The sequence below is a fragment of the Pedobacter sp. 10L46_2 genome (assembly GCF_056395165.1).
The window spans coordinates 1-22,601 of the sequence record NZ_JBFTIZ010000121.1; the positions used below are offsets into that span (position 1 = coordinate 1).

The 22,601-nt window shown below is 39.2% G+C and carries 13 protein-coding genes; 10 read left to right on the forward strand and 3 right to left on the reverse strand.

The genetic code is table 11. The features are described 5' to 3' along the window. Window positions 1-26 precede the first annotated feature (26 nt). Window positions 27-3,011, reverse strand: a complete 2,985-nt coding sequence (locus AC1DDX_RS14340; RefSeq protein ID WP_172659512.1) for a glycoside hydrolase domain-containing protein — start codon at window positions 3,009-3,011, stop codon at window positions 27-29. A 133-nt stretch (window positions 3,012-3,144) separates the two neighbouring features. Here AC1DDX_RS14340 and AC1DDX_RS14345 point away from each other — a divergent pair, with 133 nt between their 5' ends. Further along, complete coding sequence (locus AC1DDX_RS14345; RefSeq protein WP_477622191.1) at window positions 3,145-4,392, forward strand: cystathionine gamma-synthase family protein; 1,248 nt, start codon at window positions 3,145-3,147, stop codon at window positions 4,390-4,392. Window positions 4,393-4,413: 21 nt separating this feature from the next. After that, on the forward strand, window positions 4,414-6,768 hold the full coding sequence (locus tag AC1DDX_RS14350) for a TonB-dependent receptor (RefSeq protein WP_337716397.1): 2,355 nt from the start codon (window positions 4,414-4,416) through the stop codon (window positions 6,766-6,768). An 86-nt stretch (window positions 6,769-6,854) separates the two neighbouring features. Here the strand turns inward: AC1DDX_RS14350 and AC1DDX_RS14355 are convergent, their stop codons facing one another. Then, window positions 6,855-9,461 (reverse strand): DUF7133 domain-containing protein, encoded by a 2,607-nt coding sequence (locus AC1DDX_RS14355; RefSeq protein WP_337716399.1) that lies wholly within the window; start codon window positions 9,459-9,461, stop codon window positions 6,855-6,857. 34 nt (window positions 9,462-9,495) lie between these two features. After that, on the reverse strand, window positions 9,496-10,353 hold the full coding sequence (locus AC1DDX_RS14360) for a 3-keto-disaccharide hydrolase (protein WP_172659516.1): 858 nt from the start codon (window positions 10,351-10,353) through the stop codon (window positions 9,496-9,498). Window positions 10,354-10,562: 209 nt separating this feature from the next. Between AC1DDX_RS14360 and AC1DDX_RS14365 the strand changes: the two genes are divergently transcribed. The 8 genes from AC1DDX_RS14365 to AC1DDX_RS14400 all read left to right on the forward strand — a co-directional run. Next, window positions 10,563-12,536, forward strand: coding sequence for a carbohydrate binding family 9 domain-containing protein (locus AC1DDX_RS14365; protein WP_477622192.1), 1,974 nt, complete (start codon window positions 10,563-10,565; stop codon window positions 12,534-12,536). A 347-nt stretch (window positions 12,537-12,883) separates the two neighbouring features. Next, entirely contained in the window at window positions 12,884-14,365 is a 1,482-nt protein-coding gene (locus tag AC1DDX_RS14370; RefSeq protein WP_288881091.1) for a L,D-transpeptidase family protein, read from the forward strand. A gap of 154 nt (window positions 14,366-14,519) precedes the next feature. After that, window positions 14,520-17,807 (forward strand): cytochrome c biogenesis protein, encoded by a 3,288-nt coding sequence (locus AC1DDX_RS14375; RefSeq protein WP_337716401.1) that lies wholly within the window; start codon window positions 14,520-14,522, stop codon window positions 17,805-17,807. A gap of 21 nt (window positions 17,808-17,828) precedes the next feature. Further along, window positions 17,829-18,401 (forward strand): 2'-5' RNA ligase family protein, encoded by a 573-nt coding sequence (locus AC1DDX_RS14380; protein ID WP_172659519.1) that lies wholly within the window; start codon window positions 17,829-17,831, stop codon window positions 18,399-18,401. A gap of 148 nt (window positions 18,402-18,549) precedes the next feature. Next, window positions 18,550-18,708: a hypothetical protein gene (locus AC1DDX_RS14385; protein ID WP_246269395.1), complete on the forward strand. Its 159-nt coding sequence runs from the start codon at window positions 18,550-18,552 to the stop codon at window positions 18,706-18,708. Beyond that, window positions 18,705-19,157, forward strand: a complete 453-nt coding sequence (locus tag AC1DDX_RS14390; RefSeq protein ID WP_246269397.1) for a hypothetical protein — start codon at window positions 18,705-18,707, stop codon at window positions 19,155-19,157. Before AC1DDX_RS14385 ends, AC1DDX_RS14390 begins: the two co-directional genes overlap by 4 nt. A 67-nt stretch (window positions 19,158-19,224) precedes the next feature. After that, window positions 19,225-20,190 carry a carboxylesterase family protein gene (locus AC1DDX_RS14395; protein WP_337716403.1) on the forward strand — a complete coding sequence of 322 codons (966 nt, stop codon included), beginning with the start codon at window positions 19,225-19,227 and terminating at the stop codon, window positions 20,188-20,190. A gap of 137 nt (window positions 20,191-20,327) precedes the next feature. Continuing rightward, on the forward strand, window positions 20,328-22,601 hold a 2,274-nt coding region (locus AC1DDX_RS14400; protein WP_477622193.1), incomplete at its 3' end, for a glycoside hydrolase family 95 protein.

Genomic DNA, 22,601 nt, shown 5'->3' on the forward strand with positions numbered 1-22,601 from the left:
GTTAAATTGTTGTGCAATGTTACAAGTTAATTTTCTTTAACAACAATCATCCAGCCTTTGTTTTTTGTTACCGGGATCTCATCTATTGCAGCAAAAGTTTTTGAGGGTTGAAAGTTCTTAATCTCAGGGGCAGTTATTGTTGCCTTTGCCGGGTCAATTCCCAATGCTTTCCAGTCTATGCTCAGTTTTATTTTTGTATCCTCTTTAGCCCAGCTTGCAAGTGCTATCAGCACACTTTTGTCTTTCTTATAAATGGTTGCCAATACATCAGGGTTGTTGGTTTTAACCGGATTGTTTTCTACCCAATAGCCGATCATTTTAGTGCCCTGCATACCAAAATCATCCCAGGCTTTCCATATTGCACGAGGGTCTGCGCCATCGCTCCATGGCATGCGGTTAGTCATTCCGTAAACCATTCCGCGCCATGCGTTACCACCGTCTTGCAGCATTTCGCCCATTAGCCCGAATGGTATGCCCGAAGATTCTGTTAAAAAGAAATCAGGAGTGCTTTTCTCGTAGTCGAAATACTCACCAAACCATAAACGGTTTAGATAAGGGAAATGCTCCATATATAGGTTTGCACTGTTGTTAAAGCCATCGCTTTTATTGTATTGGTTTGCCGAGTGCAGGTCTATAATGCCAGGATGTCCGTTTTGGGTAAGTACACTTTTTACGCGTTTCATTGTAGTTCTGTCGAAAGCTACATCATCCAGATAGAGCCCGTCTATGCCAACATTATTAACCAGCCAGTTCATGCCTTCAACATAATAGTTGTGCCAGCGGCTCATTCCACTATTCACAACAGCTGCATCTTTTATTTCGGGTACATACCATGCCGCTATGTAATCTTCGCCAAGGTGTTCCTGTAACCAGGAATAGCCACCGCCTTTACCTGGCGAGTAAATTTCGTGACCCAAGCTGCGCAATGGGAATGTCTCGTAAGCACTGTTCGATAACTCGCGGACCGTATTGTAAATTTTAACCTTAAGCCCCTTTGAATGTGCTTCATCAATATAGGTTTTCATTTCCTTGTGGGCAATAAAAGGGTAATTGATGAATGGATTAATAGGCGTAGCATGGTGTATGTTTATTAGTGTTGCACCTGTTGCTTTAATGGTGTCCAGATTGTTGTATTTATGATAAAAGCGGTTGCTCCACTGAAAGTCGGTATTGATTGGGTGGAAAGGAGTGATTAGTAAAGTGAAGTTGTAATATAACGTATCGCCCTTTTTCATCAGGCGTTCTCCGCTGTAATTGTCGGCCAGAATGGCCTGTCCTTTTTTAGCGATTTTAATACCGCCTTTACCTTCGTTGCCCCATGATGTTGGCAATAGCAAAGGTTTCTGTAAATAGAAGTTTGTATTTAAAGGACGTACATAATGATTGTCTCTTAGTGAATATTGTAAACCTGCATTTACATCGCCTATCCAGGCGCCATCCTGGTTTTTGTTGGCTACATCCCATTTCCAGTTTAAGGAATCCGGGCGATAACCACCTTTCTGACCAAGGCCCATCATGTATTTAGCAGCGGTTGGGGTGAAGGGAAGATGCAAGCTGATGTTGCTCAGTTTAATATCATTTACAGCGATGAATTTAACTGTATACGATACAAAACCATCAAATTCAAGTGAGGCATTTACCTCCATGTTTAAACTGTCGGATGTGCTTTTTGAAGTCCACTTTGCAATGCCCGGCTGCTTATCTGTAAAGGTAATTTCGGAAGTTTTAAATTTAATATCTTTATGGTTTGGTCTAGTTACATGAAAATGAACAGGCTCGGTAAGGATGTTTTTTGGAGTGGCCGATAATTCTGTCATCTCCGGTGTAAAGAATGTTTGTATCTGAGCAGGTAAGCCGTCCTGATTTATGGTGAACTTTCTGCCCAGCAGAGAAATGGTTTTGTCGTTTATAACAAGAGGAATGTAAGGAGCAATAACCTCATTTTTCTCTGCCATGGTTGAATTTAACCATTTAAGTCGGGTTTGTTTTTGCGGTTCATTTATACCTCCATCTGCCAGGACAGTGTTGTTTACTGTTAGCACAATCCGGATAATTGTACTGGCCGAGCCTTTGGCGCTAACAGTTGCTGTACCTGTATAAATACCTGCGCTAATGTCTTTAGGGATATCAGCAAGTATCCATAAGGCCTGAACTTTGTTTTTGGCTACGTTTACAGTTTTATGTAACGGGCTGCCATCCCAGTTAACGCCATCGGTATTTAAACATGAAAAAGCTTTTGCAGAAATGGATTTGCCTGCCTTATTTTTTAGATCGCTGAAGGTAACTTTAACATCATTAATATCTTTTTTTACCGGATAAATACCGAGCTGATAGGTGTAGTTTTCTCCTTTAGATGCTGTTCCGGAGAAAGCGTTCTTTAATCCTTTTGTGATCCATAACTGAGGCAGATCGTCCTGCATTTTTATAGGATTAACCCTGTCTTCAGTAAAAACAAGATAGTCTTTTTGTGGATGTTGTTTAATCAGGTTTTTAGTTTCTGCTGCGGTAGCAATTACTTCCATAGGGTAGAAACTGCTCATTGCATTAATTGCCTCTATGCGTACAAGTTTGGCAGGTACAGCGTTTGCGGTTGATTTTGGCCACTGACTCTCAGCTGTCGGAGCCTTTCTATACTGAGCATTTGGGTAATTTGAACGTCCTTCTACCTGGTACGGCATGTAGTAAACATAATAAGTGCCGGCTCCTGAGGTTGGCTCAAAATAGATGGTCCCTTGTTCTCTGCTGATGTTTGCCGCCTTTACATCTGTGATTCTGCTGTTGGTTTTTGCATCAACCACCCAAATATCCTTAAGCTCGGGATGGGTGTCTCTTCTTCGCCATTCGATAGTTGCTTTTGCTACATTTCCAGCTGCGCTTACCGTTAGTACAGCTCTATGGTTCCCCAGAGAGTCGGGATTCCAACTGTCGTTTCCGGTACCGTATTTAATTTGTTGAGCGCTAACTCCTGTAATCAGGAATAAGATGAAAATGAGTACTAAAGATGGTTTCATTGTGTGTTTTAGATTTAATGGTAAAAGTAACCATTCTGTTAATAGACTGGTAATATTTCAGATTTCCTATGCAAAACGTCTTTTTTTTAAAATAAAAGATGGAAGTTTGTTTTCTTGAATAAATTAAGTTTAAATGAGCGATAAAAAAGGATTTACAACCACCATACTTCATTCAGACCGTCTTTTGAAACCAGAATTCGGTGCATTACATCAACCTGTTCATAACGCAGTAACCTGGGGATACGATGATGTCCAGGGCTTGGTAAATGTTTTTCAAAACAAAACAAAGGGTTATGCTTATTCCCGTCAGGGCAATCCAACAACAACTGCACTTGAGCATAAAGTAACACAAATGGAACAGGGTCTTGCTACTGTTTCTTTTGCTACCGGAATGGCTGCCATTTCTTCTACCATACTGGCTTTAATAAAAGCAGGCGACCATATTATTGCAAGTTCATACCTTTTTGGTAATACCAGAAGTATTATGCAGACATATATGGAGATGGGCCTGAGCATCTCTTTTGTTGATGCAACTGATGTTCAGAATATTAAAAATGCCTATCAGGAAAATACCAGAATGGTATTTGTAGAAACCATTGCAAACCCTGCTACCCAAATATCAGATCTAGGTGCTATAGGTGATTTTTGTGAAGACAAAAAATTGATCTATGTAGTAGATAATACAATGACATCACCTTACTTGTTCCGTCCGGTTGCAGTAAAGGCTAGTCTTATCATTAACTCTTTAACAAAATATATTGGCGGTCATGGTAATGCATTAGGTGGAAGTGTAACTGATACGGGCTTATTCGATTGGCTTAGCTTTCCTAACATTGCACCAATAATCCGCGAGCAGATCCGTCCGGAAATGCAGGGAATGACGCAAATAAGAAAAAGAGGTTTACGTGATGGTGGTGGCACGCTTGCTCCTGAAGCAGCGCATAGTATTTCTGTGGGTTCTGAAACTATTGCTTTAAGGCTTGAACGTGCTTGCAGTAACGCGGCTACACTTGCAGAATTTCTGGATAAGCATTCTTTAATCAGTAAAGTTTATTATCCTGGATTGAAAAGTCACCCTCAGCATGAACTTGCTTCAAGCTTGTTCCATCGCTATGGCGGATTACTGAGTTTTGCACTAGTTGATGGCATCGATTGCTTTAAGTTCCTGAATGAGCTTAAACTGGTTATCAAATCAAGCAACCTTGGTGATACCCGTACACTTGCAATTCCCGTTGCTCATACCATATTCTTCGAATTAGGTAAAGAAAGACGGGATGAAATGGGAATCCCTGATTCTATGGTTAGATTGTCTGTAGGTATTGAAGATACAGAAGATCTTATTGGGGATTTCAGTGCTGCTTTTGAGGCCRTTTCCAATTAATAATTGTACAAAAGAAATAGAATGAATAGAATAATAGCGTGCTTGTGTTTAAGCATTTTCATCTGTTTTGCAGCGAGTGCACAACAGAATAAGATTTCAGGAACGGTTAAAGACGCTAAGGGAGTTCCTGTTGATGCAGTAACGGTACAGGTATTAAATACAAATTTAAGTACAGTTACAGATTTGACAGGTGCTTTTGAACTTGTTAATGTTCCCTCGGGCAAAGTAAGTTTAAGGTTCAGCGCGGTGGGTTATGCAGCAATAAATAAACTGGTAACCGATGATAACAGGAGCCTGAATATTACTTTAGAAGATGCCGGGTTGAAGTTGGATGAAGTAATTGTTTCTGCACAGAAAACTGAAGAAAATGTTCAGAATATACCTTCCAGTATATCTGTTTTTTCATCAGCAAAAGTGAATGATTACAGGATACAGAACACCAGAGATTTGTCGGCTATTGTTCCAAATCTTTATAGCAGTAACCCTGGTGATGGAAGGAATGTAACCTCAATAAGAGGTATTACTACAACTTCTTACGATCCGGCGGTAGCTACATATATTGATGGTGTAAATCAATTTGGATTGGATACATACATTTCTTCTCTGTTTGATTTAGAACGGATAGAAGTATTGCGTGGCCCTCAGGGCACTTTGTATGGCAGAAATGCAATGGGTGGGGTAATTAACATTATCACCAAAAAGCCCGCAAATTATACAACTGGTTTTGCAGGTGTTGATTTCGGGAATTATGGTCAGCAGCGTTATAGCGCAGGTATCAGAACTGCTCTAATTAAGGATAAGTTGTTTTTTGGTGCAGCAGGTCTGGTTAACAGGCAAAGTGGATTTTATACCAATGAGTTTAACAATAAAAAATATGATCGTTTACATGGCTACCTGGGAAATTATTATCTGAAATTTCAGGGCAGTTCAAAGTTTGATTTAACTTTAAATGTAAAACATAATGAGAACCGTAATGACGGAACATTTCCATTAGTGGCTTCTGTTGAGGATGCATTAAGTAGCCCTTTTAAAGTAAACCAGAATACGTTAACAAAGATGTTTGATAACTTGTTTAACGCTTCATTGTCTGCAAATTATGCTGGTGATGGTTTTAATTTTACTTCTCAAAGTGCTTATCAGTCTAACTACAGGTATTATGATAAACCCATAGACAGTGATTTTTCACCGATCGATGGAATTTCTCTTATTAATAACTATGGTAAGGACTGGAATAAAATACAGGTTTTAACTCAGGAGTTCAAGTTCAGTTCTCCTTCATCGTCTACTTCAAAGCTTAAATGGGTAGGAGGCGTGTATGGCTTCTATCAGAAAAACCCGGTAAAACAAGGCTTGTCTTTTGGTGAAGATGCGGAAATGGTAGGGTCTATGCCTGGTCTTAATATCATAAGTATTAACAAAGGGAAGGGCTTTGGCTTAGCTGCTTTTGGGCAGGTTAGCTATGCAATAACAGATGAGTTGTCGGCCACTGCCGGTTTACGTTATGATTATGAGCATAAAAAGCAAGGGGTATATGGAGAGATGTTAATGCCTGGCGAGACGCAGCCTATAGTTGAACAAAAAGATACCAGCGCAACTGCTACTTTCAACGCATTATCTCCTAAAGTTAGTCTTGCTTATTTGTTTGTGGCTGACCATAGCCTTTATGCAACTTACAGCAGAGGTTTTCGTGCTGGCGGTCTTACACAAATCGGTTCCGACAGAACTGCAAGACCTTTAGTGGCCTACAAACCAGAATATGGTAATAATCTGGAGTTTGGATCTAAAAATACCTTTTTCGATCAACGCTTAAGCGTTAATGTTGCCGCTTTTTATGTTAGACTTACAGATGCACAAATACCTGTACTGATCTTGCCAGATGCAATAACAATAACCAGAAATGCAGGAAAATTAAGTAGTAAAGGTGTTGAGGTTGAACTTTCGGCCAGACCTGTTAAAGGACTAAGCGTTGATTATAACTTTGGCTATACTGATGCAAAATATAAATCATTGAGTTTGCCGGTAGATAAGGAGGTTGTGAATTTTGATGGCAACAAACAGATCTACACACCGGAAATGACTTCTATGCTTGCATTGCAGTACGGCTATCAAATTGAAAACCTTAATAAGCTGAATTTGATTGCACGAGGTGAGTGGGCGTATACAGGAGATCAATTTTTTGATCTTCAAAACCGGTTTGAGCAAAAAGGCTATCATCTGTTCAATGCAAAAATTGGTGTTTCTAATAAGAGATTTGACGTGTTTTTCTGGGGAAGAAATTTGAGTGATAAAACCTATGTAGATTATGTTTATGATTTCGGTGCTGCCCATTTGGGTAATCCGAAAACATATGGAATTTCACTGGCAGGAAGGTTTTAAAGGTGATTCTTAAGTGACCGTCCAGGCGCTACCGTCATCTCGAACGCATGTGAGAGATCTCTTGAATCATCAGACGATCGCCTAAATTATTTCTTTTGCTGAGAAAGGAAAGTAACAAGTGAAGCAAGTTCATCGTACGACAATGAATTGGCTAAACCCGCTGGCATCATAGATGAATCCATTTCTTTGCGCGATAAGATATCGCTTGCTTTAATAGTGAAAACTTCACCGGCAATATTACGCATCACAACCTTAGCAGCTGTTTCTTCAGTAATAAAGCCCATATAAGTTTTATCTCCCTTAGCAGAGATCATCACTGTAGCAAATCCTTGCGAAATTGAAGCACTTGGTTTAAGGATAGACTCAGCAATTTGCTCACGATTCATAATAGAACCGATTTGGCCCATAAATGGTCCTTTCATTTTTTCGCCTTTGCTGATGCTATGGCAGGCAATACATCCCTGACGGGTAAATAATGCTTTACCTTTAACCGCGTCACCTTCTAATTTATTGATGGCCAATAAAACATCCTCAATAGATGATTTACCAACCTGGCCTTTTTGATTCTTAATCTTTTCAAGATCTACTTTAGGCTCTTCGGTAGCAGCAACTTTTTCTTCGGTAGCAAATGCAGTGATATCCATACGATTGCGGGCATCTAAGTCTGCGAAAAATTGCTTGCCGCTGGCACCTTTTTTCTCTGATTCTCCTACAAGGAATTTCTCTATGGCCGGAGAACCTTCCCATAATACTGCTTTATAGTATGGACCGTGAGAATCTGGTCTTGTACCCCACCACCATGACGCATCATAAGCATCTTCTTTCTTATAAAGTCGAGCCAATGTTGTCAGGATTTGTGTTTTAAACTTTTCGTCATTCGATTTCTGATACGCATCAATTAATGCATTAACCGCTTTTTGATCATGCATATAACGTAAAGCCCACAATGCAAGCGTTGAATTTTCACCATTAATTGCTGCTATAGTAGCATCCACAGCTTTAAGGTTTATTAATGCCTGTACAGCTAAGTGAGGTTGAACAATAGCGGGATTAGGAGTAGCATGAGGACCCTCTACATCTTTAGCAGGTTCTACAAATGATGCAGGAACTTTGGTTTGTAATAGGGCAGTGGCAGTTTCTACATGTCCTAAACGACCTAGTCCTATTGCAGCAACAGCTTGAACACGTGGAGAAGGATCTTTAAGTCCCTCTAAAAACGGCTCAGTTGGAACATTTTGTAAGTTGTTTTTGCGATCTGCAAGTGTTTTCAATGCGAACTCTCTCATCGCATCTTCTTTTGTAAATGCTAATAAAGCAGGGATTCCATCAACACCAGCAGCTTGTGCATAAGTGTAAATACCAGCAACACGTGCATATAAAGGAAGTTTTTTGTCGGAAGCAATTTTTAAAGCAGCTGCAGTAGCTTGTTTGTTCGAACGGTTAATCAGCTCCTGCGAAGCAGCTAAACGGGCTACTGCACTGGCTGATTTAAGCAATTCTGCTAATTGTTTAACAGAGGCTTTTTCAACATTTGGGAATGCTTTATATGTCCAGTTGTTTGGTACTGCACGAACTACATAACCTTTACTTGGGCTACCAGAATAACCTGCGCCATCCCATGCAGAAAGGTAAAGTCTGCCCGATCCGTCAACATCTAAATCTGTGATTTGAGGAAGTTTAATAAACTCTTCTTCTTTTTGGGTGAAAGTAGGCCCATCAGGTGTAACTCTATGGATATAGAGCATGCTTCTTCCCCAATCAGCCATCATTGGAACGTTGTTGTATTTTTCAGGCCAGGTTGGTTCGCTCATAAATAAAGCGCCGGTACCTGAACCTCCACCAACATCTACTAATGCCGGTAATATTTCATCAGTAAAGTGTTGAAACAAAACAGGATATCCATATTCTCCAGATTGGATAAAATGCGAAAAGCGAACATTCCATCCACCACCATCATTGGTGTTTTCTCTTGTGAAAACATTCATGTACGGATCAATAGCCACATCATAAACGTTACGCGTTCCATGAATAAATATTTCCATTTCGGTGCCATCAGGGCGCACGCGGACAATACCACCACCAAGCATGGTTAGTTTTTTGCCAGAACGATCTACTGCATTATGAAATCCAAAATCACCAACAGAAATGTAAATCCAACCATCTATACCCATTCTGATTCCATTTGTAGCGTGGTCTGTTCCACGTTCCTGAATGTATTTAGTATTACTAAGGTTTTCAATTAGAGGTTTTGCAGGACCATCAGCCTTTCCGTCACCATCTTTATCTTCAAAAACTACCAGCGCCATTCCTGTAGCTTTACCAGTTTCTTTAGAGAAGGTTGTGTGTAATACAAAGACCTTATCGCCTTGCACGATAATACCACGAGGGTTATCAACCATTGCAAATTCTACATGCTGGTCCATTTTACCATCGTTGTCTTTATCAACAAGTTTAAGGATACGGCCTTTGCCCGGATCTTTTCCTAATGATCCGATCATATCAACACCTACAAAAACTTCGCCTGTTGCAGCAACAGCCAGACAAGCGGGACTTGGTGTAACATCAGGGCCGGCAAACGGCGTAATTGTTAATTCAGGAGGGTCAAAAGAGGTGGTTTTTGGTTCGCCCACGAAGCTTTTTATTCCCAGGAATAGTATCAGGGAATAAATAAGGCTTAAAGAAAATTTAATCATTTGTGTATTCTATTAAGTGTTTACTGTAAGTGTGTTATTGTTTTGCTACTCTTTTTTCTGCCATTAGTTTTTGAACCACTTCCTGTAATTTAGCAGGGCTCTTGGCATACTTTTCTAAATTGATGATTTCAACTTTTCTGAAATCTACCGGATGGCTTTCGCTTTGTAATGAAATAGAACCGCCTTTTAAAAGCTGGCCCTCTGCAGCACCGCCAACAGGGTCTAACTGTGGTCTGGTGTAGCGTAATACCTCTTCGCCATTCACATAGTGAACCACTAAAGAGTCTGCAAGTACAAGAACTTCAACGCGTACCCATTGATCGCCATTGAAAGTTTTTGAGTTAGATTCAATACAATGGGTTTTGATCACTTTGCCGTCTTTTACAAATTGAGTACCAGGGGTACATAGGTTTGCAGTTGAGCGTTCGCCATTGCCAGCGCCGCCCAATAGCTGAACTTCTATAGAGTTAGGGAAATCCTGATCTTTTTTCATCGTAGCAGGATCCTGACCATGGATCATGATGCCGCTGTTGCGGTATGCCCATCCCGGACCGCCTTTTACTTGATCTCCAACAAAACGATACTCTACTCCTATAAGATAATATGAGTAAGGTTTTTTGTAAAACAGGTGACCATATTGCTCATCAAATTCTGAATATTTGTCATATCTAACCTGAATGTTTCCGTCTTTAACACTAAAAGTATTTCCGTAATTGTCATTCAGATCATGCTTTCTTATTTTTACATCCCAGCCATTTAAGTCCTTTCCATCGAACATTTGTTCCCATTTTGGGCTTGGTGAGGATTGCTTAACTGAGCAGCCAAAGAAAATCAGGGGTAAACTCAGGGCAATTGCTACCCTGAACATTGTAGAAATGAAGTTTTGTTTCATTATTGTGGTTTATGTGTAGGTTTTTCATTGTAAACTTAGGAATAATCTTTTTTAGATAAAGCCACTTTGTTGTTTCGACCTGTTTTTTTATTAAATTTTTTCAGTCTCGTAGGTTTTTGGGGCTATTATGTTCATCATGTTACAATTACAATATTGCAGCGCCTATCTTTTTTTTATACTTTGGGCCTTTTAACCGAACCTAACCTATTGTGCGAATTAGCCTCTTTTTACTTGCTTTCTTTTTCTGTTTATCTGTTTCAGCTCAAAAAAAAAATGATGCTTATCAGTTACATATCAATAAAGCTTCGTCGACCATTAAGATAGATGGGGAATTAGATGAGCAAGCCTGGCAAGATGCCGACGTAGCATCAGATTTCTACATGATCCTGCCAATGGATACCAGTTATGCCAAAGTGCGTACTGATGTGCGGATGACCTACGATCAGCAGAATCTTTACCTTTCAGTAGTAAACTATAACGGGGCACCCGGCCCTTATATGGTAGAATCTCTGCGCCGTGATTTTTCCTTTTTAAAAAACGACAACTTTATTATGTTCATGGATCCATTTGATGATCAAACCAATGGTTTCGCATTTGGTGCCAATGCTGCGGGCGCACAATGGGATGGCCTAATGTATGATGGCGGTAAGGTAGATCTGAGCTGGGACAATAAATGGCAATCTGTAGTAAAGAACTATCCCGATAAGTGGGTTTTTGAAGCTGTAATCCCATTTAAAAGTATCAGATATAAGAAAGGTATTACAAAATGGGGGATAAACTTCGGCAGAAATGATCTGAAAACTACGGAAAAAAGTAGTTGGGCACCTGTACCAAGACAGTTTCCATCAGCTTCCTTAGCTTATACCGGTACGCTGGTATGGGATATGCCACCGCCAGACCCAGGTACTACTGTTTCTCTAATCCCGTATGCACTTGGTGGCGTTATTAAAGATTATGAAACGGATAAGCCATCAACATATCGTAAGGATATAGGACTAGATGCTAAGGTGGCTATTACCTCTTCCCTAAACCTTGATCTTACCGTAAATCCTGATTTTTCGCAGGTAGATGTAGATAAACAAGTCACTAATTTAGATAGGTTTGAGTTATTTTACCCTGAAAGAAGGCAGTTCTTTCTGGAAAATGGAGACCAGTTTACCAATTTCGGGTATGCAGGTATTCGACCTTTCTTTTCCCGCAGGATAGGCCTGGGGGTACCCATTAAATTTGGTGCACGCTTAAGCGGTAAATTAAACAAGGATTGGAGGCTGGGCATTATGAATATGCAAACAGAGAAACAGAACTCTACTGCTTTGCCCGCTCAGAATTTCACGGTTGCAGCCGGGAAAAGTGGACACGACTGGACGCATGCCGCTAACCTGCAATACACAAGTGGTAAATGGAACATTAGCTGGCAACATGAATATGTAGGCCGCAATTATACTGCTGAGGTAGGTTACGTGCCCCGCCAGGGATATGTTAAAATGATGCCACAGATTACCCGTCTTTTCTTTCCAAAGAAAGGACCATTACTGAGTCATGGGCCACAAATTACATCTACCAATTTCTTTGATGAAAATATGCACCGTACGGATAACGAGCTGTTGGCATCTTATGGAATGGTGTTTAGAAGCAGGAACACACTTACCGTATGGGGGTCTGGTACTTACATTAAGCTTCTGCAACCCTTTGATCCGGTAAGTACTAAAATAGATACGCTTGTAGCTGGAAGTGAGCACAATTGGACAACCGTTGGGGCCGATTATGTGTCTAAACCTCAGAGCTTGTTTACATATGCATTGAATGCTCGCTATGGAGGCTATTATGCCGATGGTAAACGATTAACATTAGGTGGGGAATTTGGTTATCGTTTTCAACCATATGTAAGTATTGCACTAAGTGCAAACTACAATAAGCTGAACCTGCCCAAACCATGGGGATACAACGATTTCTGGCTTGTAGGCCCAAGGCTGGATGTTACCATGACAAATACATTGTTTCTTACCGGCTTTGTGCAATACAACGAGCAAATGAAAAATATGAATGTAAATACGAGGTTCCAATGGAGATATCGCCCTGCTTCAGATCTGTTTATTGTATATACTGATAACTATTTGCCCGAACCTTTTGCTGTTAAAAACAGGGCTTTGGTAATAAAATTGGTGTATTGGTTAAATATTTAAAAAAATTCATCAAATCTTCATAATTGCTCCCTATGTTTGTATCGAGAGCGTTAATTTAAATAGCCTGCGACATTCATTTGTCGCGGGTTATTTTATGCTTTTTTTCAAAAAAACTACAAATGCTTCGTAGCATTTTCATAAATTTAGACGTATTGATATTTCTGGCTAGTGCCAGGATGTTGCTTAGGAGGTTGCTAAGGCGTTTTTTGGGGTTGTTTCGGATGGGAGCCGAATAAACCGCTTAAAAAGCTCAAGGCAACCACCTGGCAATATTTCACAAAGAAGAGGGGGATGCTGACAAAACAAGTTGTTACTTTATTTGTTAGTGAATAATAAGTCTCATCGAGATGTTTAATATAGATCATCCCCTTAAACTCCCTTTTCTGAGGGAGGTGGCCATTGTCATGATGACTTGTATATTGTTTTGCCTATCCTGTACCGTTAAGCGTACTGCTACACCAACACCACTGGTGCGGCTAAATAAAATAGAGCCTCCAATTTTAAAGAAACATGCTGAAAAAATGGATGTCGCAGCCGAATTCAAAAAAGTTTTTGAAGCCAGCCACCTTACTTTTACTTATCCAGAGCAAATTGACTCTTTTTATAAGAGAAATGAATTTCAACCTGTACTCGTGTCCCGCTTTATGCCGGATAATCAGCTACGAACTTTAGAGGATTATTTAGGGAACGCGAATGTTCATGGGATAGATCCGGAAGTTTTTTCGGTAAGCCGTATAAAAAAGTTATTGGATAATTATAATGATAAAGATTCCCGGAGAAAAGAATGGGAAGTTTATCAGGATGCTATGGAGCTTGAATTGGTCATTGCCGATGCAATGATCAAATATAGTAATGCTTTGCAATTTGGGATTACCGATCCGGCAAGGGTTTATATTAATTATAGCAGTCCAACATTGCGACCCGATAGCATGAGTATTATACAGGTTTTTGAAGTAAGAAATATCAAAACTTACCTTGATAGCATACAACCAAAAGACAAACAATACCTGGCTTTGCAAAAAGCACTAAAATCGGAAAAGGAAAGTGACAGTATTTATCGCACTCTAATGGTAAACCTGGAAAGATTGAGGTGGAAAAACAAGCCTACCGCTGATAAATATGTGCTGGTAAATATTCCAGAGTTTATGTTGAGTGTGATAGATAGCGGAAAAGTGGTGCTTCGCATGAAGGTTTGTGTTGGTGAAAAGGAAGTGAATAAGGAAACTCCTCAACTGAGCAGCATGATCTATAGTGTACAGGTAAATCCGGTTTGGAATATCCCGCAAAGCATTGCAAGTAATGAGATCATCACGTACGCAAAAAGAAACAGGTATTATTTTGCTAACAACGATATCAATGTATACCGGAATGGTAAGCTTGTGGGCGATCCGGAAGCTATCGACTGGCAATCTGAAGAAACAGGTTCTTATTCATTTAAACAACAGCCGGGMGAGCAAAATCCCCTTGGCAGGATCAAATTTCTTTTTAATAATGAGAGTAGCGTTTACCTCCATGATACACCTACACAATCGCCATTTAAGCAAAGTATAAGGGCAGTGAGCCATGGTTGTGTGCGGGTCGAACAACCTTTAAACCTTGCTTATGCACTGTTTGGTAAAGGACCAAAGTTTGATCAGATAAAAAAAGCGATGGCTAATGGTTATCCAAGAGCAAAATATATCGGACTACCTCTTCAGGTTCCTGTTTGTATTACCTATTATACTGCCTGGGCGGATAAAAAGGGTGTTGTTCATTTCTATAAGGACATCTATGGTTTGGATGATGTTTTATATAAACAGGTATCTTTTCCTTTTTCTCAACTCTATTAGGTGGCGTTTAGTCTTATTTTTGCCATAAATTCAATTACCCTTATTTTTTTTGATTTGCTAGGGGCATCTTTGCCACCAATTATAATACGCAAATCATTTTTTTAGGTAAGATTCAGAAAATCTTATTGGTAGAAATAAAAAAGAAACATTAATAATGACTAACAGGTTAGGTAAAATTCTCTTTTCAACCCGTACCACGGGTGTGATGTTGTTGCTTTATGCTTTTTCTATGGCCATGGCCACTTTTGTGGAAAATGACTATGGAACATCTGTTGCCAAGGCGCTAATTTATGACTGCTGGTGGTTTGAATTGATTATGCTAATCCTGGTATTGAACTTTATTGGGAATATTGGCAGATACCAACTTTTGCAACGTAAGAAATGGCCTCTATTGGTATTCCACCTCGCATTTGTGCTTATTTTTATTGGTGGTTATATCACAAGATATATAAGTTTTGAAGGATCAATGCATATCCGCGAAGGCGAAACAAGTAAAGACATTATTTCGGATAAGACCTTTATTAAGGTACAGATAGGTAAGGGTGATGCGGCATTGGCATATGATGATGTGCCTGCTAATTTAACTTCTAGCCGCATTCCTATGTATTTAAAGCCTTTTAAAAAGACATTTACTTCTGAGTACGATTACAATGGAGAGCGTGTTAAGCTAAAGGTTGTTGATTTTTATGCAAGGGCACAGGATTCATTGGTGCGCGGTGATACTGGTAAACCAACCTTACATCTTGTTGTACTTGAAAATGGTAAACGTGTAAATAAATATATTCCTACGGGTGGTGTGCAGCTGATGCAGAACATGCTGGTTTCTTTTAACAAAGAAACACCGGGTGCCATCAATATAAGTGATGCAAGCGGTGCACTTCAGATTTCTTCTCCTTACGAGGGTAATTATATGATTATGGCTACCCAGGAAAGAAAACCTGTTGTTGGAAATAATGTTCCTCAGCCCTTCAATTTAAGAAGCTTATACACTTATGGTGGATTTGCCTTTGTTGTTCCTGAGCCTGCAATACCAGGCCACATCATTTATTTTGAGGGTGATAAAAGGACTCATGAGCATGATCTGGATTTAGTGAAAGTACAAATTACTACACCAACCGCTGTGGATACGGTGTCGTTTTACGGTGGAAAAGGGATGACAAATTTTCAACATCAAAGTGAAGTTGGCGGTTTGAGGATTTCCTTGGCTTATGGATCTAAGATCTATCAAACGCCGTTTTCGCTTAAATTGGTAGATTTTAAGATGGAAAAATATCCGGGTAGTAATAGTCCGGCTTCTTATTCTTCTGATGTCATGATTTTGGATGAGGCTGGAGAAACACCATATAAAATATTTATGAACCATGTATTGGATCATTCTGGTTATCGCTTTTTTCAGGCAAGTTTTGATGAGGACGAAAAGGGGACGATTCTATCTGTAAATCATGATCAGTTGGGTACCAACGTTACTTATATTGGTTATATTTTACTTTTCTTAGGCATGTTTGTTACGCTATTCTGGAAAGGGACTCATTTTTCGAAATTGAATGAGCAATTGAAAACAATCTCTAAATCGAAAACATTGTTGTTGCTGCTTTTCTTTTTGCCTGTCGGTGCGGCTTTTAGTCAGAAGATAGATATGCATGGTACTGATGGCGCAACTACTCATGTTCATGAAAATGGTGAGGTTCACGATAATGAGCACAACGTTGTGCCTGGGAATGGTACTGCCCCAGAACATAAACATGAGCATAATGATACGCAACTGTTTTTGCCTACTAAAACCTTAGACCCGGTACAATTTGCTTCATCTATTAAAATAGATGAGACTCATGCCGATAAGTTTGGCCATTTATTGGTGCAAAATATTGATGGCCGGATTGAACCTGTTAATACGATGGCACTGGAAATCCTTAGGAAATTACATCGCAAGGATCGTTTTTATACATTAAATGCAAACCAGTTTTTCTTATCTATTTCGACAATGCCTTTCAACTGGATCAACGTTCCGTTGATTAAAGTAAATACTAAGGGTGGGCCTGAATTGCTTAAAACTGTGAGCGCTACTCCCGAAGGTTATACTTCGATGGTAAATTTGATAAAGATTAATTCGGACGGGACTGCTGAATTCAGATTAAAAGACGATTATGCAAAGGCATTTGCTAAGAAACCTGCTGAACAAAATAGCTACGATAAAGATGTAATTGATCTGAATGATAAGTTACAGGCTATGGAGCAATTGGTTTATGGGCAGTATTTACGTGTTTCTCCAATTATTGGTGATGCGAATAATACCTGGATTGCTATGACTATAAGTGATTTAGATAGTATTTCCGTTAAACCAAGTGCTATTAGCCGTTATGTTAAAGCTGTTAACGACGCTCAGGTATCAGGTAACTGGTCTTCGGCCGATGCAGCACTGAAAGATATTGGCGAAGCGCAACAGAAATATGGTAAGAATGTAGTGCCTTCACAGTCGAAAGTAGAATGGGAGATCAGTTATAACTCATGGAATATATTCCTGAATCTGATGATTACTTATGCCATTCTAGGGGTAGTGATACTTTCACTTGCCTTCATGAAGCTATTTAAGAATTCTAAATCACTTGATACACTGGTTAAGGTAGTTTTGATACTTATCGGCATTGCAGCAACTTTACAGGCGGTTGGTTTAGGAGCTCGTTGGTATATTTCGGGGCATGAGCCTTGGAGTAATGGTTATGAAGCGGTATTGTTTATTAGCTGGATAGGTGTTTTATCCGGTTTACTAATGTATAGAAACAGTAATGCGTTTATACCTGCTGCGGGTTGTTTAATTGCTGTGATTTTGATGGGCTTTGCACACGGTGGTTCTCAGATGAATCCTCAGATTACTCCGCTGGTTCCTGTATTGAAATCATATTGGTTGATGATTCACGTAGCAATTATTACTTCTAGTTATGGTTTCTTTGGCTTAAGTGCATTGATGGGTACAGTTGTATTGATACTTTATGTAATTGATAACAATAAAATCAGTGCAAAGGTTAAAGCTTCGATAACTGAGCTAACGATTGTGAATGAAATGTCGTTAACGGTAGGTTTATTTTTACTTACTGTTGGTACGTTTTTAGGTGGTGTATGGGCTAATGAGAGTTGGGGCCGTTATTGGAGCTGGGACCCGAAAGAAACCTGGGCGTTTATTTCGGTTATTGTTTATGCGTTTGTACTGCACGTTCGTTTAATTCCGGGCTTAAGAAGTAAGTACTTGTTTAATTTGCTGTCGCTGTTAAGTTTCTCCAGTATAATCATGACTTATTTCGGGGTTAATTACTACCTGACTGGTTTGCATTCGTATGCGCAAGGTGATCCTGTGCCAATTCCGTCGTGGGTGTATATTACGCTGGCGGTAGTTTTTGCTTTGGCTTTTGTTTCTTACAGAAGATATAAGGCAAGGAGTAAGAAGTAATCTCTTATCTTTATTATAGATATGAGTGAAATTTCTGTTTATTCAGTAGCGATATATCCTGTTCTCTCAGTAATGGAAAAGGTGAAGGCTATGAAAGATGAGCTGGCATCCGTAGCTGGTTGGTATGGCAGTAGAAATTCAAAGGCTCACATAACAATATGTGAGTTTAATGTAATTGGTGAAAGAGAATTGTTAGCTATTAAAAGTCAATTGCTTAAGCTTTGTACTTCTGAACCGCCTTTGGATTTAACATTTGATCGTATTGATGTATATGAAAATGGAGTAATATGCATATTGCCAGATAAGGAGTCAGAGATTATACTTAAACAATGTATGAAGAGGATTCAACAAGGTATGAAAGTTAAGTTGACTCATAGAAGTTATAACCCTCATATATCAATAGGTAGGAGATTAAACCACGAACAATTATCCTTGGCAAGAGATCTGTTTATGGATACAAAAGTAAATCTAAACTTTATTTGCGATAGAATAGTTCTTCGTGTTCGTGTGAACGAAGGCCAATTTGTAGTAATTGGAGAGTTTGTTTTTCAAAGCAACTCTCAATCGAGAGATGAGCAACTATCAATGTTTTAGGTAGACTGAGATAGGGCATATATAGATATAAAACAGTCTTGTTTTTTTCTTATTTTTGTAATGAGGATATCAATTTTTAGTGATTTCATCGTAGTCTTAAGATATGGAGCACAGTAGAAAAATAGCCATGGTAGTTAATCAGGTCAAAATGGAAGACGAAGACAGTCTCGATGTTTTATTTTGGCTTAGCAGAACAGTTTCCGAGAGATTATCTGAAGTTAGTCGCTTGAGAAAAAACTATTTTACTTGGGCAGATGGTAAATTTCCCGAAAAAATTGAAAAAGTAGTTCAACAAAGGAAATTATGATCTTCGAACAAGATTTTATTGATTTTATAGAATTGCTCAATCTTCATAAGGTTGATTATATGATAGTGGGTGCCCATGCACTTGCGTACCATGGTCGCCCCAGACATACCGGAGATTTAGATATTTGGATTAAACCAAGCGCCAAAAATGCATCAAGAATGATTAAGGTATTGAATGATTTTGGTTTTGGATCATTAGGTTTAACTGAACAAGATTTTTTAAAGGAAAATTATGTTACTCAATTGGGATATCCACCCTTACGGATTGATATCCTAAATGCAATATCCGGTGTTGAATTTGATGAAGCTTATATAAATAGAGTGGATGGCGAGGTTGATAATCTTAAAGTTAACTTTATTAACGTAACCGAGTTCATAAAAAATAAAGAAGCCTCGGGAAGAAAAAAAGATCTTGGAGATATCGCTTCTATAAAAAAGATAAAATCTTAGCTTTAACTAACTGGTTAATTTAGTAACATTCTCGTATATTAAGAGTCTGATTATTAATTTGTTCAATATGAAATTCTTATTCGTCTTCTTAGTCGTTTTCAATCTGTTTTGTGGTGCTTTATTAGCCCAGCAAAGCCAGGAAAAATATACCAACGAATTAAAGTATCTCCTTTATTTACCGGAAAATTATAATAAAGATGATCAACAAAAATTCCCTGTTGTATTATTTTTACATGGCAGTGGTGAACGTGGAGATGATGTAAGCAAGGTTGCAGTAAATGGTTTACCAAAATTGATCGCCGATGGGAAAAAGTTTCCATTCATTGTAGTGTCGCCCCAGGTGCCAGAAGGAGAACGCTGGGAAAGCACAGATTTAATGCGTTTAATGAAGGATATTAAGAAAAAGTATAGAATTGATGAAGATCGATTGTACTTAACGGGTTTAAGTATGGGTGGTTATGGCAGTTGGGATATGGCAATGAAATATCCTCAGATGTTTGCCGCAGTTGTGCCGATCTGTGGAGGGGGGGATGTTTCCAAAGTCTGGGCAATAAGGCATACACCTGTTTGGGTTTTTCATGGAGGAAAGGATAATGTTGTTCCGCTTAAAGCAAGTCAGGATATGGTTAATGCACTAAAACCTATAAATCCGGATGTTAAATTCACTATTTTTCCGGAAGACGGCCACGACAGCTGGACTTCAGCATACAATACCGATAGTTTATATACCTGGTTGCTGGGCATCAAAAAGTTTAAGTACGCTAAAGTTCCGGTAGATCAGGAACTGCTGGATACTTATCAGGGCTCCTATTATAATGATCTTGCCAACGATACCTTGAAGATAACCGTAACAACGGGCATAGTTACAATGATTCGGAAAAAGGGAGTTACTGAACTAAAACCCTATGCAAATGAAAAGTTCTTTGTAAATGAGAACGATCCGGTTGATGCTGTATTCTCAGGCAAAAAACGAAAAATGCAACTCCTTATAAATGCCGACAGACAGTATGTTTACAAAAGGATTGGTGATTAAAAAGTACAGCTAATCTCAGGGATCATTACCTGTTTTATGTTAAAATCCCTTAAGATGATGTAAGAATTGCTGAATTTTTATGTGCTTTATTTAAGTATCATTGAAAACACTTTTTAACCAAACCTGTATATCACAAAATGAAACCACACAAAAAACAAATTTATGCACTTTTTATTTTCCTGCTGTTTCAGCTTAGTCTGACTGCTCAGGTAAAGAAAGTAGCGCAACCCACACAGGACTTAAAACTATGGGATAATAAGCCTGCCAAAGAATGGATGACAGAAGCTTTCCCTATGGGAAATGGAAGAATTGGCGGGATGGTATTTGGCGGAATCTCACAAGAACACATTCAATTTAATGAAATTAGTTTGTGGACCGGGGACGAAACAAATACAGGTGCTTATCAAGCATTTGGTGATGTGTACATCAATTTTAAAGACAAAGATGCTAAGGCCGCTGTTCCTGCTGATTATCGCAGAGAAACTGATATTAGCAAAGCTGTTCAGAAAATTTCTTTCACAGACAATGGCGTTGCCTATAAACGTGAGTACTTTTGCAGTTTCCCTGATAAGGTAATGGTGTTGCGTTTTACTGCCAATAAAAAGGCAGGATCCTCGGCTACTATACAACTTAGGGATGCTCATGATGCAAAAGTTACCGCTGATGGAACAAGGTTAACCATTGCTGGGAAACTTGAAAATGGAATGGCATACAGCGCTACTTTATTGGTAAAAACAGAAGGTGGATCTGCAGTTATAGAATCGGATGGTAAAGGTGGATCTCAATTAAATATTAATAAGGCAGATGCATTTACTATTTTACTTTCAGCAGCAACTGATTATAGCAATAAGCGTGATCAACAATGGAAAGGTGAGGATCCTGATGCTAAAGTTAAACAGATTTTGGCGGCGGCATCAACTAAAAACTATCAGCTGTTGCTAAACAATCACATTAAAGATTATCAGAATTTATTCGGAAGAGTGTCGTTAAACCTGGGTGCTACCCCGGCAGCAACGCTGTCGCTTCCAACTTATAAAAGGATAATTAATTATAAGAAAGCAACAGATCCTCAATTGGAGGCACTTATTTTTCAGTATGGAAGATATTTGTTAATCAACTCATCGAGAAAAGGGGGCTTGCCTGCCAATTTGCAAGGCTTATGGAACGAAAGTAACAACCCGCCATGGCGGTCTGATTACCACTCGAACATTAATATACAAATGAATTATTGGCTTGCAGAGCCTACCAATCTTTCTGAATCTCATTTTCCATATCTGGATTACATAAACAGTATGCGCGAAGTGAAAAAGGAAAATACCAAAAAGGAGTATCCTGGGGTACGTGGGTGGACTGTGAAAACGGAAAACAACATTTTTGGTGGCGAAAGCTTTTTATGGAACACACCAGGTAGTGCATGGTATGTACAGTCTATCTGGGAACATTACGCATTTACAAGAGACAAAGCTTACCTTAAAAACTTTGGTTACCCGATACTAAAAGAGATCACGGAGTTTTGGGATGATTATTTGAAACGTAGAGATGATGGCACTTTGGTAGCACCAAAGGGCTGGTCGCCAGAACATGGACCTACTGAAGACGGTGTTTCGTACGATCAGCAAATCGTGTATGATCTGTTTACCAATTATATTGAAGCTGCTGATGCATTAGGCGTTGACAAAGCTTATAGAGATAAAGTAATGGATATGCGTGAGCACCTGTTAAAACCCAAAATTGGTAAATGGGGACAGTTACAGGAGTGGGAAACAGATCGTGATGATCCAAAGGATAACCACCGACATGCATCTCATCTTTTTGGTCTACATCCGGGCAGACAGTTCAGTACGACTGAAACACCAGAGCTAACAAAAGCTGCAAAAGTAAGTTTACTTGCACGTGGCGATGCCTCAACTGGTTGGTCTATGGCCTGGAAAATGAACTTTTGGGCAAGGTTACATGATGGTGATCATGCTTATCTGATTCTTAAGAACTTTATTACACTTGTAGGTGGTTCTGGTGTTGATTATAATGAAGGTGGTGGAATTTATGCGAATTTGTTTTGCGCACATCCTCCTTTCCAGATAGACGGTAACTTTGGTTATACTGCTGGTGTTGCGGAGATGTTGCTTCAAAGTCAAACTTCAGAAATTGAATTGCTTCCTGCTTTACCCAAAGAATGGACTAGTGGAAGTGTAAAAGGTCTGCGTGCAAGAGGTAATTTTGAAATTACTGATCTGCAATGGAAAGATGGAAAGATCGTTAAGCTCTCTGTGAAATCGTTATCTGGCGGAGATTGCAATCTTCGTGTTCCAAATGCTTTAAAGGCAGTTTTTGCTGTGAAAAACAGCAAAGACGAAAATGGCTATAAATATGGTTTTAAAACTGTAGCCGGTAAGGTTTATGGTTTTGTAGAC

What these genes read in the sequence shown, in the direction of transcription:
- AC1DDX_RS14355 (WP_337716399.1), bottom strand. Translation starts at nt 9,461, where the DNA reads ATGATTAAATTTTCTTTAAGCCTTATTTATTCCCTGATACTATTCCTG.
- AC1DDX_RS14350 (WP_337716397.1), top strand. Translation starts at nt 4,414, where the DNA reads ATGAATAGAATAATAGCGTGCTTGTGTTTAAGCATTTTCATCTGTTTT.
- AC1DDX_RS14395 (WP_337716403.1), top strand. Translation starts at nt 19,225, where the DNA reads ATGAAATTCTTATTCGTCTTCTTAGTCGTTTTCAATCTGTTTTGTGGT.
- AC1DDX_RS14375 (WP_337716401.1), top strand. Translation starts at nt 14,520, where the DNA reads ATGACTAACAGGTTAGGTAAAATTCTCTTTTCAACCCGTACCACGGGT.
- AC1DDX_RS14360 (WP_172659516.1), bottom strand. Translation starts at nt 10,353, where the DNA reads ATGAAACAAAACTTCATTTCTACAATGTTCAGGGTAGCAATTGCCCTG.
- AC1DDX_RS14385 (WP_246269395.1), top strand. Translation starts at nt 18,550, where the DNA reads ATGGAAGACGAAGACAGTCTCGATGTTTTATTTTGGCTTAGCAGAACA.
- AC1DDX_RS14380 (WP_172659519.1), top strand. Translation starts at nt 17,829, where the DNA reads ATGAGTGAAATTTCTGTTTATTCAGTAGCGATATATCCTGTTCTCTCA.
- AC1DDX_RS14340 (WP_172659512.1), bottom strand. Translation starts at nt 3,011, where the DNA reads ATGAAACCATCTTTAGTACTCATTTTCATCTTATTCCTGATTACAGGA.
- AC1DDX_RS14390 (WP_246269397.1), top strand. Translation starts at nt 18,705, where the DNA reads ATGATCTTCGAACAAGATTTTATTGATTTTATAGAATTGCTCAATCTT.